Origin of the sequence: Spongiibacter taiwanensis (genome assembly GCF_023702635.1) — a bacterium.
In the GTDB taxonomy this organism is placed as follows: Bacteria; Pseudomonadota; Gammaproteobacteria; order Pseudomonadales; family Spongiibacteraceae; genus Spongiibacter; species Spongiibacter taiwanensis.
Genome location: NZ_CP098455.1, coordinates 240,885 through 255,537 on the forward strand (window position 1 = coordinate 240,885; position 14,653 = coordinate 255,537).

Genomic DNA, 14,653 nt, shown 5'->3' on the forward strand with positions numbered 1-14,653 from the left:
CCTTTCCGATAAGTCCGCCAGGAGTCACCTTTGGAATTTTTATCTAGTTACGGCCTGTTTCTGGCAAAAAGCGCCACCGCGGTGGTCGCTATTGCCTTGGTCATTGGCCTGATTGCCTCTGTCAGTCAGCGCAATAAGAAACAGGCGGAAGGTCACATTGAAATCGAGCGTCTGCACGAGCGTTTCGAAGACTGGGAGGACTTGATGCAGTTTCACCTGCACGACGAAGCCAGTTATAAAAAGATGCACAAAGAGAAAAAGAAAACGGCCAAACGCGAAAAGAAAGGGAAGGGTGAAGCCGCTGCTGGCCGCAAGCGCCTCTTTGTGGTCGATTTTGACGGCGATATACAAGCCTCCGATGTTGAACTGTTGCGCCACGAAATCTCCGCAATCCTGACCGTGGCAACCCCCGATGATGAAGTCTTGCTCCGTCTCGAAAGCCCCGGCGGCATGGTGCATAGCTACGGTCTGGCGGCATCCCAGCTTCAGCGCATTCGCGATAAGGATGTGCAACTTACCATCGCCATTGATCGGGTCGCTGCCAGTGGCGGGTATATGATGGCCTGTATCGGCAACAAGCTGCTCGCCGCGCCCTTTGCCGTGATCGGCTCAATTGGCGTGGTGGCCCAGCTCCCCAACTTCCATCGTCTGCTAAAAAAGCACGAAGTGGACGTGGAGCTACACACTGCCGGGGAGTTCAAGCGGACCCTGACCATGATTGGTGAAAACACCGACGAGGGACGCAAAAAATTCATCGAAGAACTAGAAGAGACCCACATCCTGTTCAAGGAATTTGTGAAGGAAAATCGCCCCCAGTTAAACATCGAGGAAATCGCCACCGGCGAGGTTTGGTATGGTCGCAGAGCACTGGAAAAGTCCCTGGTAGATGCCATCCAGACTAGCGACGATTACCTATTGAGTCGCCGGGCCGACAGCGATATTTTCCAGGTCAAATACCGATTGAAGAAGTCAATCGCAGAGCGCGTTGGTGTCGCCACTCAAGGTGCCGTGGACAGGGGCACCACCGCGCTGCTGGGTCGGCTTCGTGAAAGTAGATTTTTTCAATGAGCGAAACCTATAAAGCCCTGCAAACGCGAGAAGAAGATGGTCGTTACCTTACCGAAGTGGTCGAGCTGGAAAGGTTGCCTCTGGAACCCGGCCAGGTCCGCTTGCAGGTTCATTACTCCTCGCTGAACTATAAAGACGCCATGTCGGCCTGTGGTAATCGGGGTATCACCCGGCAATACCCCCATGTGCTGGGCATCGATGCGGCAGGGGAAGTGTTGGAGTCAAATTGTGCCGACATGCCGGTTGGCCAAAAGGCCGTCGTTACCGGCTACGACCTGGGTATGAACAGCGATGGCGGTCTGGCCCAAGAGTTGTGCTGCCCAGGCCAGTGGTTGGTGCCTCTGCCGGAAAACATGGATTGCCGGTCAGCCATGGCTCTCGGCACTGCCGGTCTCACCGCCGGGCTCTGTGTGTCGCGCATCATCGCCGTAATTGGAGACCTCAAGGGAAAATCTATTCTGGTGAGCGGTAGCAGTGGCGGGGTGGGCAGCTTAGCGGTGGTGCTGCTTAACCACCTCGGTGCGGAAGTTACGGCGGTTACCGGTAAAAAAAGCCAATTTGACTGGTTGAAATCCCTCGGCGCCACCCATGTGATGGCCAGGGCCGAGCGCCGCCAGCTTGATACCCGCCCCATCAGTAAGGCCATTTATCATGGCGCAGTGGATACCGTTGGCGGAGAGACCCTGGCGAATATTCTCAAGGTGATCCACCCCGGTGGTGCGGTGGCGTGCTGCGGTATGGCCGGCGGGACTCAATTTGAATCCAGTATTTTCCCCTTCATCCTGCGTGGCATTAGCCTGCTCGGTGTCGACTCGGTGGAAATTCCGCTCGCGGATAAAGCGGCTGTTTGGCAGCATTTTGCCGACGAATGGGCCTTACCGGAGGCGGCGCTTGCCAGCATTGTCACTGATATTTCCCTGACAGAAGGCGCCGCTATTCTGGGCGACTTTCTCAAGTCGTCCGTTGTTGGCCGATACCGCGTGAATGTCGGCTAGGTTATGACGGCGAAGCAGCAACCCACATTGATCGGATACTGCCGAGGCATTACTCGTCTTGAACTGGTCATCATGGTGGTGATTCTGTCCGTGCTGGGGCTGGTCGTCGCCGAGCAGCTGAGCCGACGGCTCAACCAAGCCCGACAGGAACAGATGAGCAGCGATATGGAGCGGATAGCTGCGGCGCTCCACCAATACAAGCTAGATAACAAACGGTACCCCACGACCGATCAGGGCTTGGCAGCACTGTTGTCGGCCCCCGAAATCTGGCCGCTGGCCAAGTATTGGCACGGCCCTTATTTGACCAGAGACTCTCTGCTGCAGGACCCCTGGGGGCGCTTCTACCAGTATCAAAGTGAGTTTGCACCACCTTCCTTTGTGCTCAGATCTCTCGGTGCTGATGGCAAAGAGGGCGGCGAGGGCGCGGCTACCGATACTCTGCTTCGCTACCAAAGCGCCGATGGTCAACGCTAGAAAAGCAGCGCCGTTGAGACAAAAAGGGGCCATGCGGCCCCTTTTGCATTCCTGCTTTGGGATCAATCAAATAACCAAACCGCAAGCATTGCAACGGTGCTCATGCTGACCGTGTAGGGCAGGGCCATCACGACCATGCGACCATAGGACAGCCGAATCAACGGGGCGAGGGCGGAGGTCAACAAGAACAGGAAAGCAGCTTGCCCGTTGGGCGTCCCAACACTGGGGATATTGGTGCCGGTGTTGATGGCAACCGCTAGGTGTTCAAGTTCTTCTCGGGTCAAATTTCCCGCATCAAAAGCAGCTTTCACCTCATTGATATACACCGTCGCCACAAAGACGTTATCGCTGATCACGCTCAACAGGCCATTGGCGACAAAGAACATCAGCGTTCGGAACTGCCCCTCGAGGGCCAGCACATGCTCAATGATGGGCTTGAACAGGTGTTGCTCGTGAATGACGCCGACGATGGCAAAGAACACCACCAACAACGCGGTGAAAGGCAGCGCCTCCTCAAAGGCATGACCAATGCGATGTTCTTCGACCACGCCATTTAAAGCCGTTTGCAGCACAATGATCGTAAGACCAATCAGGCCAACAGGAGCAATATGGGTTGCCAACCCAATTACGAGGAAAACCCCCACCAAACCCTGAACAATCAGCGTGGCGATATCCGCCTTGGAGCGCACCTTGTCTTGCTCGGCATCGTATTCCACCAGCACGCTGCGCACCGACTGCGGCAGCGTAGCGCCGTAGCCGAACTTGCCCGTGACCTCCAGTAAAATACAAGTGATTAAGCCAATGGCCAGGGTCGGCATAGTGACTGGCGACATCACCTGAATAAAGTGTATGAAGTCCCAGCCCATCTTCTCTGCAATCAACAGATTTTGGGGCTCTCCCACCAGTGTGCAAACACCGCCAAGCGCGGTGCCCACTGCGCCGTGCATCAGCAAACTGCGCAGGAAGGCGCGGAACTGGTCGAGGTCGGCCCGGGCGTTTTCTTTGACCTGCTGGTCATCACCGTGGTCGTGATCGCTATGTGAGAAATGACCGCCAGAGGCAACCCGGTGATAAACCGAGTAGAAACCCACGCCCACTGCGATGAGCACCGCCGTTACCGTCAGCGCATCCAGAAATGCACTCAGCATCGCGGCCATCGCCGAAAACATCAGCGACAACATGACCTTGGAGCGAATCTTTAGCAGTAATTTAGTAAAAATAAAGAGCAGCAGGCTCTTCATGAAATAGATACCGGCGACCATAAATACCAGCAGCAGGATCACCTCGAAATTGTTCTTGGCCTCAAGATATACCGCCTCTGGTGAGGCCATTCCAATCACGATAGCCTCAATAGCGAGCAATCCACCCGGTTGCAGGGGATAGCATTTCAGCGCCATCGCCAGGGTGAAAATAAATTCAGCAATGAGAAACCAGCCGGTGACGAAGGGCCCTATGGTAAATAGTAGGATCGGGTTGAGAATCAGGAATCCAATTATCGTTTTTTTGTACCAGAGTGGCGCGTTTCCCAGAAAATTTCCGGCGAAGGCGCGCGACATGGTGGATTGGTCCATAGCATCGTTATCCTTTTTGTATACCAATGTGCATTCTGCACATTTTTCGACAATTATAGCCGCCGGAATAATAATACAGACCACAGCCCATACAAAGCGGGCAACCGGGCCATTCGGAAAAAATCCATTTTGCAGGCGTATTACGAGTTTGATAAAAGATTGGGGCATAGGGATAACAGGCGTATCAATACCACACACTTTTCCATACTTTAACTCAAAGGACAGCCCGCTTAGCCCTAGTGCCGTAGCGCATTGGTATGTCGTTAAGGAGAGTTCCTAGAAAAAGGTGGCCTTCAATGCGGTGTACACCCGGTTTTCATTGGGTGGCCCCACAACCTGGTCGATACCCATGGCAGCCAGTTCACTCAGTGCCTTTTCGCGTTCAGACCCAGGGATTTCTGCAGTAAGTAACCTGGTTTCAGAGTGGTTGCCAAGAAAGGGAACAAGCTCGCTGGCGTTACTGATGATGGATACCCTCAGTTCGCGCATCAGCCGCATCCGGTCTGGGTCATAGCAACCAAAGGCCGCAATCACGGGGTCGGGCTCCCGCAAGCTCTCAATAATGCTGGGGTGGCGAGTCCAGCTACCATAGCGAAGCGCGTATACTCGGGCGTGGTCGCCTTCGGCTAAATCCCGAAAAGCATAATAAGCGGCGACATAAGGAGACAAACTCCAGGAGAGAATGGGCGTCGGAAAACCGTAGTAATGCAACTTTCCCAGATAATCGGATAGCTCACGGGGGCCGCTGATCTTAACCAGCGTTTTTTCATAGAAAGACGCCTGTTCAGCAACCTCGGGCAACAACTCGTCAAAATATCGGGAAAGACTCATGGCCGTCCCGTCGGTCAGCCGATGGAAACTAGTACGAAGCTGCCATTCAGGATTGCTGTGCCCACGGAAATAGAATGGTTTTCCCTGGTGAATCAGTGACGTAGCCCATTGTTTGTAGTCATGCCATGACCGAAACAAACTAATTTCCTAGCAAAAGAACCATTTAATCGAGAGGCGAGTATCTAACGCCAGATTTCTTTAGTTCAATGTACTTTGATTTGGCCTCTGCGTTAAATCAAAATATCATTAACTTCGTATAATGTATATTATGTTAAATCATGGGTAAGGAGGAAAATCTCTGTCTAGACCGACGGTTCACCTGCGCTTTATCCTTCAGACTCCACAACAGTGCCGAACGTATTTTGTTAAGGCTGATTATCTGAAGGAATCGCAATGCCAAGGAAGTTCTCACTCGCTGTACTCCTCAGCGTCTGCTGTAGCTCGTTGAACGCAGGAAAGTACAGCGTTTTCACCATTGATAAATCGCTAGACGATAAGCGACGCCAGCACAGCCAAAGTGAGTGCAGGGCCTACACCCGAAACTTCCAGTATCTCGAAAAGTGCATCAAGAAAAGTTCTTGCGGCACAGCCAAGAAGAAACAACGAGCAGCTCACCACCACTGGAACATGCTCTACCATAAGTATTGTCTGTAAACATGCGCAGCAGATCGCACGCAGCTGGGCACAGATCACCCGCCGACCTGCCATAGCGATTGAAACCCTCTGGAGCAAGCCGTGGTGAATGCAGTCCACTGATTAACGGCCGGTAGTAATTATGCTTACAGACTACGCCGCCATCATTTTTTATTCTCACCCCTAGTGCACGCTAAACCTGCAAGTTGCATTAGTGTTCCTGTGTCACTGCTCAACCTTAATAACAGGCAACCACACGGTTGCCGGAAAAATATCAAAGGAACCCCACAATTACGCTGTTGTCACTGTAATTGTCCTAGCTCCGGTGTAGTATTGATGCGAATTATTAAAATGATCTGGAAGTTACTCTCTGTGCCACGTCTCGCATTCTCTTGTTACAAGCTAGCCCGCTCGGTCCCTGGTGCGCTTCTCTTTGCTGGTCTGCTCCTCGCACCAAGTCTCCACGCACTTACCCCTGCGCCAGAACACAAGCAGGCAATCACGGAAATAGTGAAGCAGCTGGAAAGTCGGCATTACGTCAAGCTTGACGTCGACGACGCCTTTTCCTCTCGTCTGCTCAACGCCTACTTGGACGACTTGGACCCAAATCGCCAATATTTTCTGCAAAGTGACATTACCGAGTTCCAATCGTATCGCTCGCTGCTTGATGATCAATTGAAGAAAGGTGACCTGACTGCGGCTTACAAAATTTTCGATCGGTATCTGGAACGGATCACCCAGCAGCTAGGCGTTACGGTTAAAGAACTGCCCAAATTGGTGGCAGATTTCGACTTCAAAAAGCAGGAAGAAATTACCCTTGATCGCTCAGAAGCGCCCTGGCCCCAATCCGAAAAAGAAGCCAACGAAATCTGGCGTAAACAGGTAAAGAATCGCGTGCTCAGCCTTAAATTGGCCGAGAAAAAGGACGAGGACATCGTCGAATTGTTGACCAAGCGCTTCAAGAATCAGCTGAAGCGGCTTAGCCAGATAGAAGCCGAAGATGTGTTTCAGAGCTACGCCAACGCGGTCGGCTCTCTTTACGACCCTCATACCGACTATTTCTCCCCTCGCCTGTCCGAGAACTTCCAGATCAATATGAGTCTGAAGCTGGAGGGGATCGGCGCGGTTCTGCAAATGGAGGACGATTACACCAAGGTCGTGAGGCTGGTGGCGGCGGGCCCCGCAGACAAGCAGGGACAATTGCACCCCTCTGATCGCATCGTCGGTGTCGCCGAGGGCAAAGGCGGCGAAATGCAGGATGTGATTGGTTGGCGATTGGATGATGTTGTCGACCTCATCCGCGGCCCAGCAGGCTCTATCGTCCGGCTGGAAGTGATACCTGCGGTAGCTCAGAGTGAAGAAGAGCGCATTGAAATTGTGATCGAGCGGAATGAGGTAAAGCTCGAGGAGCAAAGCGCGAAGGGCGAAATTATTGAAGTTCCGGGTCCGAATGGCGAGATGCACAAGATCGGCGTGATCAATGTGCCCGCTTTCTATCTGGACTTTGAAGCCTTCCGGCTTGGCGATCCCGAATATCGGAGCACCACCCGAGATGTGAGCAAGATTCTCGAAGATTTGCTGAATCAGGATGCCGAGGGCATTGTCATTGACCTGCGTAACAACGGCGGCGGCTCTCTGACCGAGGCCAACGCTCTAGTGGGCCTGTTTATTGAGTCCGGCCCCACGGTGCAAATTCGCCATTCCAGTGCCCGCATTATTCGTGAGGGGAAGCGTCGCAGCTCCCCCTACTACTCTGGCCCCCTGGCGGTGCTGATCAACCGGATGAGTGCGTCGGCCTCAGAGATTTTCGCCGGTGCCATTCAGGACTATCAACGTGGCATCGTGCTGGGAACCCAGTCCTTCGGCAAAGGCACAGTGCAATCGGTTAATCCGCTTAGCCACGGCCAACTGAAACTGACGGAGTCCAAATTTTATCGGGTGTCCGGTGATAGCACGCAAAACCGCGGTGTCATTCCCGATATTGCGTTTCCGCCTATCTACGACAAGGACGAAATCGGCGAGAGCATTCTGGATAATGCGATGAATTGGGACCGGATCCCGTCCGCCCGCCACAACTACTATTTCGACCTGAAGTCTGCCCTTCCGAAATTACAAAGCAGTCACGAGAAGCGCATTGCGACGGATCCGGATTTTGTATATCTGCAGGAACAGATTTCCCAGATCGAAAAATTGCGCAACCGCAAAACTTTATCCCTCAATATGGAAACGCGTAAGGCTGAGCGCGAAGAGCAAAAGACCCTCCGGCTAGCGATGGAAAATCGTCGCCGCATCGCTAAAGGCGAGCCGCCGCTGGAGAAGCTTGAAGACGACGACAGCAAGAGCGATGATTTGGCAGCGGCAGAAGAAAGCGAGATTAATGCTGCTGAGGACGAATCGAAGGACGACGAAGACAAAGAGCCAGACCCGATGGTGATAGAAGCCAGCCGCATTCTGGTCGATGCCATCCCCTTCTTCCGGCCCGAACGTCTGGCCATTGGCCCCTAGTAATTATTGTTGTCGCTTCACAGCCGCACATTGGTGTAACTGAAATGAAAAAGCCCGGGACACGCTCCCGGGCTTTTTTCTTGCGGCGACGGCACACACTCTTGACGGCCACCCCAGTCGGCGGCCCGAGTTAAAAACTATCGCGTGGCTTCGCGCATCGTCACAAATTCCTCTGCTACGGTAGGGTGAATGCCGATGGTACTATCGAAATCCGCCTTGGTTGCACCAGCCTTGATTGCCACCGCGATACCTTGGATGATTTCTCCTGCCTCATCCCCCAGCATATGGGCGCCAATCACTTTGTCACTGCCCCGCTCCACAATCAGCTTCAGAAAGGTCTTTGTCGGATTGCCGCTCAAGGTGTGTTTGAGATGTCGAAAGTGCGACGTGTACACGGCAATATCTTTGCCCTGCTCTCGGGCGGCCTCTTCACTTAAGCCGACCGTCGCCAGGTTTGGCAAGGAAAAGATCGCGGTGGGGATATTGGCGTAATCAACCGCCCGGTCATCACCGTTGAACAAACGGCGAGCGAGATTCATACCCTCTGCCAACGCCACCGGTGTGAGTTCCACCCCACCAGTGACATCACCCAGGGCATAGATGCCTGGCTCCTGCGTTTCAAACTGGCTGTTGACCTCGATATAGCCGCCGCTGGTGATCGACACCGCGGTATTTTCAAGCCCCAGGTTTTCCAGCGCCGGGCGTCGTCCCGTGGCAAATAGCACGGCTCCGGTGTCCAGCTCACCGCCACTGGTCAGCGAGAGCCGATACCCCTCCCCGGCTTTCGCAATGGCCGCCACGTTTTCATTGAAACGCAGGTCGATGCCCTTGGTACCCATCTCGCCGGCCAGTTGCTCTCTTAATTCACTATCAAAACCACGCAGAAATAGCTCACGCCGATAGATCTGGGACACCTGAATGCCAAGGCCGGCGAGGATACTGGCAAACTCTGTTGCAATATAGCCGCCGCCAACAATGGTGATATGACCCGGCAGCGTGTCTAGATAAAATATTTCATTCGAGGTGATAGCGTGCTCACGGCCCGGTATATCCGGTACATACGGCCAACCACCAACAGCGACGAGAATTTTGTCGGCGTGAAAAACCTGCTCGCCAACCTGAACACTTTTGGGACCCAACAGCCTGGCGTGACCTCGGATGATGTCGACCCCGGGCTTTTCGAGCAGGCCCCGGTAGATACCATTGAGCCGCTCAATTTCTCGAGTTTTGTTGTCTCGCAAGGTCGCCCAGTCAAAGCTGATTTCGCCTGCTTGCCAACCAAAGCCACGAGCATCCTGAAAATCGTCGGCGAAGTGAGCGGCATAACTAAAGAGTTTTTTGGGTACGCAGCCAACATTGACACAGGTGCCACCCAGATAGCGGGACTCAGCCACTGCCACCCGAGCGCCGAAAGACGCTGACATTCTGGCCGCACGGACGCCGCCGGAGCCGGCGCCAATGACAAATAAATCGTAATGTTCCGTCATAAATCTCCTGCGCTTAACTCAACGTTAAAGCTGTGGTTGAGCAAGGTCGCGATCTTCGTACCACGCCAGTTTACTGCGCAATTGCACCACTTCACCAACAATAATCAGGGTCGGCGCCTGAACCGGGTCAGCAGCGATTTTCGCTACCATATTGCTCAGCGTGCCAACCACCACCTTTTGATTTGGCGTGGTTCCCTGCTGAATCAAAGCAATAGGGGTATCGGGACTGCGACCATGGGCAATCAACTGATCGCAGATGCTGGGAAGGCCGACCAAACCCATGTAAAACACCACTGTCTGGTGGGAATGAACCAATTCCGCCCAAGGCAGATTAATGCTGTTGTCTTTCAGGTGACCGGTAACAAACCGTACCGACTGGGCGTAGTCCCGATGCGTCAGCGGGATGCCGGAATAGCTCGCACAACCTGCAGCGGCAGTGACACCCGGTACCACTTGAAAGGGAATATGTTGCAACGCCAGCTGCTCGATTTCTTCACCGCCACGGCCAAATATGAAGGGGTCACCACCTTTCAGGCGGGCGACTTTCTTGCCTTGTCTTGCATAATCGATAAGCAGCTGGTTGATGCCATCCTGGGGAACCGCGTGATCTGACCGCTTTTTGCCCACGAATACGCGCTCGGCGTCCTTTCGACACATCTCGACAATTTCGGGGGCAACCAATCGGTCGTAGAGCACCACATCGGCCTTTTGCAGCAGGCGCAGGGCTTTGAAGGTCATTAAGTCGGGGTCGCCGGGACCAGCGCCGATCAGGTAAACCTCACCACCAACTTGCGGGCCCGCCTGATCAATTTCCTTGGCCAGCATTTGGTCGGCAACTGCGTCTTTTCCGGCAAAAACCATCTCCGCAATGGGGCCTTGGAGCACACGTTCCCAAAACAAGCGCCGATCTTCAATATCGCCAAATTTTGCTTTCACAGCATCGCGAAAACGGCTGGCCAAATTTGCCAATCTGCCATAGGAGGCTGGAATGCTCGACTCAAGACGCGAACGCATCATTCGCGCCAAAACCGGGCTCTTGCCGCCGCTGCTGATCGCGATCACCAGGGGCGAGCGATCGACGATGGCTGGCAGTATGACGCTACAGAGTTCGGGGCTGTCGACAACGTTTACCGGTAGAAGCCGCTGATGACAGGCCTCAGACACGTGTTGATTCAGCGCGTGGTCGTCGGTTGCGGCGATCACCAGAAAAACCTGGCCGAGGTCCGCCTCGTCAAACTCGCCTACCCTAACCTCACCGCCGGACTGCTCTGCCAGCGCCGCCAGCTCCGGGAGCACGTCACGTGCCACCACCCGAATCTTCGCCCCTGCCTTGCTGAGCAGGCGCGCCTTACGCAGGGCGACCTGCCCTCCCCCGAGCAGTAAGCACGGCTTGCCGGTGAGCTGAGTAAAAAGTGGTAAGAACTCCACCTTAGCCCCCAGCCAAACTCTCAAGCCCGCCCATATAGGGTCGAAGTGCTGCGGGGACCGTCACACTGCCATCGACCTGCTGATAGTTCTCAAGAATCGCCACCAGGGTTCGGCCAACGGCAAGGCCCGAACCATTCAGGGTATGCAGCAGCTCGGGTTTATCGGTGTCTGGGTTGCGCCACCGGGCGAGCATTCGCCGAGCTTGAAAATCGCCAAAGTTGCTGCAGGAAGAGATTTCCCGATAGGCCGCCTGCCCTGGCAACCAGACCTCCAGATCGTAGGTTTTCATTGCCGAGAAGCCGAGATCCCCACCGCACAACACCACCTTTCGGTAGGGTAATTCGAGCGCCTTCAGAATCGCCTCGGCGTGACCGGTGAGCTCTTCCAGCGCGGCCTCCGACTGACTTGGGCGCACAAAGCGAACCAGCTCGACCTTTTCAAATTGATGCTGGCGAATCATGCCCCGGGTATCGCGACCATAACTACCGGCTTCGCTGCGAAAGCACGGTGTGTGACAGACAAAACTCAAACCCGACTGGCCCAATGTCGCGTCGTCGACAATAGTGTCTCTGAACATATTCGTCACGGGTACTTCCGCCGTGGGAATCAGGTAGTAATCCTGTTCACCCTCCAACTTGAACAGATCCTCTTCAAATTTGGGTAACTGGCCAGTGCCGCGCAGAGAGTCGGCGTTGACCATAAAGGGCACATAGACCTCCTGATACCCGTGCTCACCGGTGTGAGTATCGAGCATCAACTGGATCAATGCGCGATGCAGACGGGCAATGCCGCCACGCATCACCGCAAAACGACTGCCGGTCAGCTTGGCTGCAGTATCAAAATCCAGCCCCCCGACCGTGCTGCCGACATCTACATGGTCCTTGACCTCAAAATCAAATTGCCGAGGTTCTCCCCACTTGAGCACCTCAACGTTAGCCTCCTCGTCGTCACCGGGAGGCACATCCTCAGCGGGGATATTGGGAACACCCAGCATCATATTATCCAGGGCGTCGTTGGCTTGGCTGGCGCGCTGCTTGAGTTCTTCCAGTTGGCTCTCAATCTTGGCCAGTATCTCGTTGACCTGGGCTTTCGCCTCGTCAACGCTGACTCCGGTTTTCACCAGTTCACCAATTTTTTTGGAGGCTTGCTTGCGCTCAGCCAACAGCGATTGGCTGGCAACGTCAGCCGCCTTACGCTCTTCGTCCAGCGACTTAAATGCGTAGGAGTCAAAGACAAAACGCTTCTTTTTCAGCGCCTCGGCGACGGCCTCTGGGTTTTGTCTGACTAACTTGATATCCAACATGTGAAGCAACTCCAATTAATACAACCCGACTAACGGGCAAGTTGTATCCCCAGCCAGCAGCCGACAATGCAGCTGACTAAAGTAAAAAAAACATAGCTCAACGCCAACATCGGGCGACCTGATTCCAACAGGGCAACAGTTTCCAACGAAAAGGTCGAAAAGGTGGTGAACGCGCCCAAAAAGCCGACCATGAGAATATGGCGCGAGTCGGGATGCAAGACCGATTTCTCGGTAATGATGACGTAGAGTACGCCGATCAGGGTCGAGCCCAGCAAATTCACCAGCATCGTCGCGGTGGGCCAGGCGTGGCTGGGTGCTACGCTAGTCACCAAGCGAGAAACGCCGTAACGCCCCAGTGCGCCGGTGGCGCCGCCAATGGCGACCAGTAGTATTTGCAAGCTCATGACTGCCCCCTTTCAAGGGCTATATTCTAGCAGCATCCGCCTCAAGGATAACGCTGCCGCGTACTGCGATTATCCTTGTCCCTTAAAAAGCGCAATTTTTCTGCGATTTTTTTCTCCAAGCCCCGCTCGACTGGCTGATAGTAGCGCCGATCTTTCAAGGGCTCTGGCAGGTAGCTTTCGCCAGCAGCGTATGCTTCGGGCTCGTCGTGGGCATAGCGGTAGCCATCACCGTAGCCTTGGCCCTTCATCATTTTTGTCGGCGCGTTGCGAAGATGCATCGGTACGTCGAAGGACTGTCCCTGGGCAATTTCCTGGCGCACTTTGTTGTACGCGGTATAGACCGCATTGCTCTTGGGGGCAGCGGCCAGGTAACACACCGCCTGAGCCAGCGCCAGTTCTCCCTCGGGGCTGCCGAGACGTTCCTGAACATCCCAGGCGTCAATGCAAATACGCAATGCGCGAGGGTCCGCGTTACCGATATCTTCAGAGGCCATCCGCAACAGGCGGCGGGCAATATATTGCGGCTCACAACCGCCATCGAGCATTCGCGCAAACCAATAAAGCGCACCGTCAGGAGAGCTGCCTCTTACCGCCTTGTGCAGCGCTGATATCTGTTCATAGAAAAGATCCCCTCCTTTATCAAAGCGGCGGGTCTGCCCCTGCAGCACGCGGTCAAAAACCGAAGCGTCGAGGGTAGCTTCACCACCGGATTGCCGCGCGGTATCCAGCGCAATTTCAAGCAGGTTTAGTGCGCGCCGACCATCGCCGTCGGCAAATTCAATCAGCCTCCCGAGCTGCGCTGGGTCTGCTTGCCAACCCTCTGCAGTAAGCGCGCGCTGAAGAATCTGCTCAAGGGCCGTCGCGTCCAGCGCGGCAAGATGGTAAACCCGAGCCCGAGACAGCAAAGCATTGTTTAATTCAAAGGATGGGTTTTCGGTGGTTGCGCCGATAAAAATAACCGTTCCGTCTTCCACATAGGGCAGAAAGGCATCTTGTTGCGCTTTATTGAACCGGTGGACCTCATCAATAAAGAGCACGGTTCGGCGACCGTATTGCAATTCAGTTTTCGCCTCTTCCACCGCCTGGCGAATATCTTTGACCCCGGCTAACACTGCAGACAAGCTAATAAAACGCGCCTCACAACAGGTGGCAACCAGTTGCGCCAGGGTGGTTTTCCCTACCCCCGGCGGCCCCCACAAGATCATCGAATGAAGCTGCCCAGAATCCAGCGCCTCGCGCAGAGGCATGCCCGGTGCGAGGATGGCTTCCTGGCCGAGATACTCAGTGAGCTGCCGCGGCCGCATCCGCGCGGCAAGGGGCGCCTGCAAGGGCGCCTCGTTGGCAGGCATCAGGAACTACCCTGGTCGGTTTCCTGGAAGGTGAAATGCTGGGCGGGGAATTTGGGCTTGTAATCAGGCTTGATGAGTTTGATATCCGTACGCTGCTCAAGGGTATCCACCAATGCCATGCCAATCAGTTTGCCCTGGTTAAAGTGCAGCACCAGCTGGGAAAAATTGCCGCCCTCCTCCTTGGGTGTGAGGATAAAGCTGCGCTCAATGCCATTTTTGCTGATCGCCACATCAAAGTTACTGTCCAGCTGCTCGATCGAGGCGCCCAAAATCATCGCTGGTGCCTGGGCCAGACTGGGATCAAAGGGCTCAGTATTGAGCTGGTCCAAATCGGCATCATAGCGCCACAAGGTGTCGCCATCACTGATCATCAGATAATTAAAGGGCTCAGTGCTCTGCCAACGAATTTTATTGGGGCGCTGCAGAGAGATTTGGCCACTGCTTTTCTGAAGGACCGCCCCATCGGCGTCAACGACGGTTTGTTCAAACCCGGATTGCAGGCTGTTCGCGCTAGAAAGCAACAAATGTAGCTGCGCCACATCGCCGTCTGCCACACTGACCGACGTCGCACACAGCAAAAAAAACATCACAAACAAACGACGCAT

Annotated in this window: 12 protein-coding genes; 4 read left to right on the forward strand and 8 right to left on the reverse strand. The window is 54.5% G+C overall.

Translation table 11 applies throughout. The features are described 5' to 3' along the window. Positions 1–30 precede the first annotated feature (30 nt). From sohB to gspG, 3 genes are read left to right on the forward strand one after another with little or no spacing between them, the layout of a single operon-like run. Positions 31–1,068, forward strand: a complete 1,038-nt coding sequence (gene sohB / locus NCG89_RS01275) for a protease SohB (protein ID WP_251087965.1) — start codon at positions 31–33, stop codon at positions 1,066–1,068. Further along, on the forward strand, positions 1,065–2,063 hold the full coding sequence (locus tag NCG89_RS01280; protein ID WP_251087966.1) for a YhdH/YhfP family quinone oxidoreductase: 999 nt from the start codon (positions 1,065–1,067) through the stop codon (positions 2,061–2,063). Before sohB ends, NCG89_RS01280 begins: the two co-directional genes overlap by 4 nt. A 3-nt stretch (positions 2,064–2,066) precedes the next feature. Further along, on the forward strand, positions 2,067–2,537 hold the full coding sequence (gene gspG / locus NCG89_RS01285; RefSeq protein ID WP_251087967.1) for a type II secretion system major pseudopilin GspG: 471 nt from the start codon (positions 2,067–2,069) through the stop codon (positions 2,535–2,537). Positions 2,538–2,599: 62 nt separating this feature from the next. Here gspG and nhaB read toward each other — a convergent pair whose 3' ends face one another. Beyond that, a complete protein-coding gene (nhaB, locus tag NCG89_RS01290; RefSeq protein ID WP_251087968.1) occupies positions 2,600–4,108 on the reverse strand; it encodes a sodium/proton antiporter NhaB in 1,509 nt (502 codons plus the stop codon). A 276-nt stretch (positions 4,109–4,384) separates the two neighbouring features. Continuing rightward, the gene (locus NCG89_RS01295) at positions 4,385–5,077 is read right to left on the reverse strand and encodes an FRG domain-containing protein (RefSeq protein WP_251087969.1); all 693 of its coding nucleotides are present in this window, start codon (positions 5,075–5,077) and stop codon (positions 4,385–4,387) included. 1,005 nt (positions 5,078–6,082) lie between these two features. On the opposite strand from NCG89_RS01295, the gene NCG89_RS01300 reads away from it, so the two are divergent. After that, entirely contained in the window at positions 6,083–8,077 is a 1,995-nt protein-coding gene (locus NCG89_RS01300) for a carboxy terminal-processing peptidase (protein WP_251087970.1), read from the forward strand. 137 nt (positions 8,078–8,214) lie between these two features. Here the strand turns inward: NCG89_RS01300 and gorA are convergent, their stop codons facing one another. Genes gorA through lolA form a run of 6 tightly spaced genes read right to left on the reverse strand, consistent with a single transcriptional unit; the run spans position 8,215 to position 14,653 of the window. Next, on the reverse strand, positions 8,215–9,564 hold the full coding sequence (gene gorA, locus NCG89_RS01305) for a glutathione-disulfide reductase (RefSeq protein WP_251087971.1): 1,350 nt from the start codon (positions 9,562–9,564) through the stop codon (positions 8,215–8,217). 24 nt (positions 9,565–9,588) lie between these two features. Beyond that, the gene (cysG, locus tag NCG89_RS01310; protein WP_251087972.1) at positions 9,589–10,992 is read right to left on the reverse strand and encodes a siroheme synthase CysG; all 1,404 of its coding nucleotides are present in this window, start codon (positions 10,990–10,992) and stop codon (positions 9,589–9,591) included. Position 10,993: 1 nt separating this feature from the next. Beyond that, a complete protein-coding gene (serS, locus tag NCG89_RS01315) occupies positions 10,994–12,295 on the reverse strand; it encodes a serine--tRNA ligase (RefSeq protein ID WP_251087973.1) in 1,302 nt (433 codons plus the stop codon). A 29-nt stretch (positions 12,296–12,324) separates the two neighbouring features. Further along, on the reverse strand, positions 12,325–12,699 hold the full coding sequence (gene crcB / locus NCG89_RS01320) for a fluoride efflux transporter CrcB (protein WP_251087974.1): 375 nt from the start codon (positions 12,697–12,699) through the stop codon (positions 12,325–12,327). Between the two features lie 41 nt (positions 12,700–12,740). After that, positions 12,741–14,048 carry a replication-associated recombination protein A gene (locus tag NCG89_RS01325; RefSeq protein ID WP_251087975.1) on the reverse strand — a complete coding sequence of 436 codons (1,308 nt, stop codon included), beginning with the start codon at positions 14,046–14,048 and terminating at the stop codon, positions 12,741–12,743. Next, positions 14,048–14,653, reverse strand: coding sequence for an outer membrane lipoprotein periplasmic chaperone LolA (gene lolA / locus NCG89_RS01330; protein ID WP_251087976.1), 606 nt, complete (start codon positions 14,651–14,653; stop codon positions 14,048–14,050). The genes NCG89_RS01325 and lolA overlap by 1 nt, the downstream gene beginning before the upstream one ends.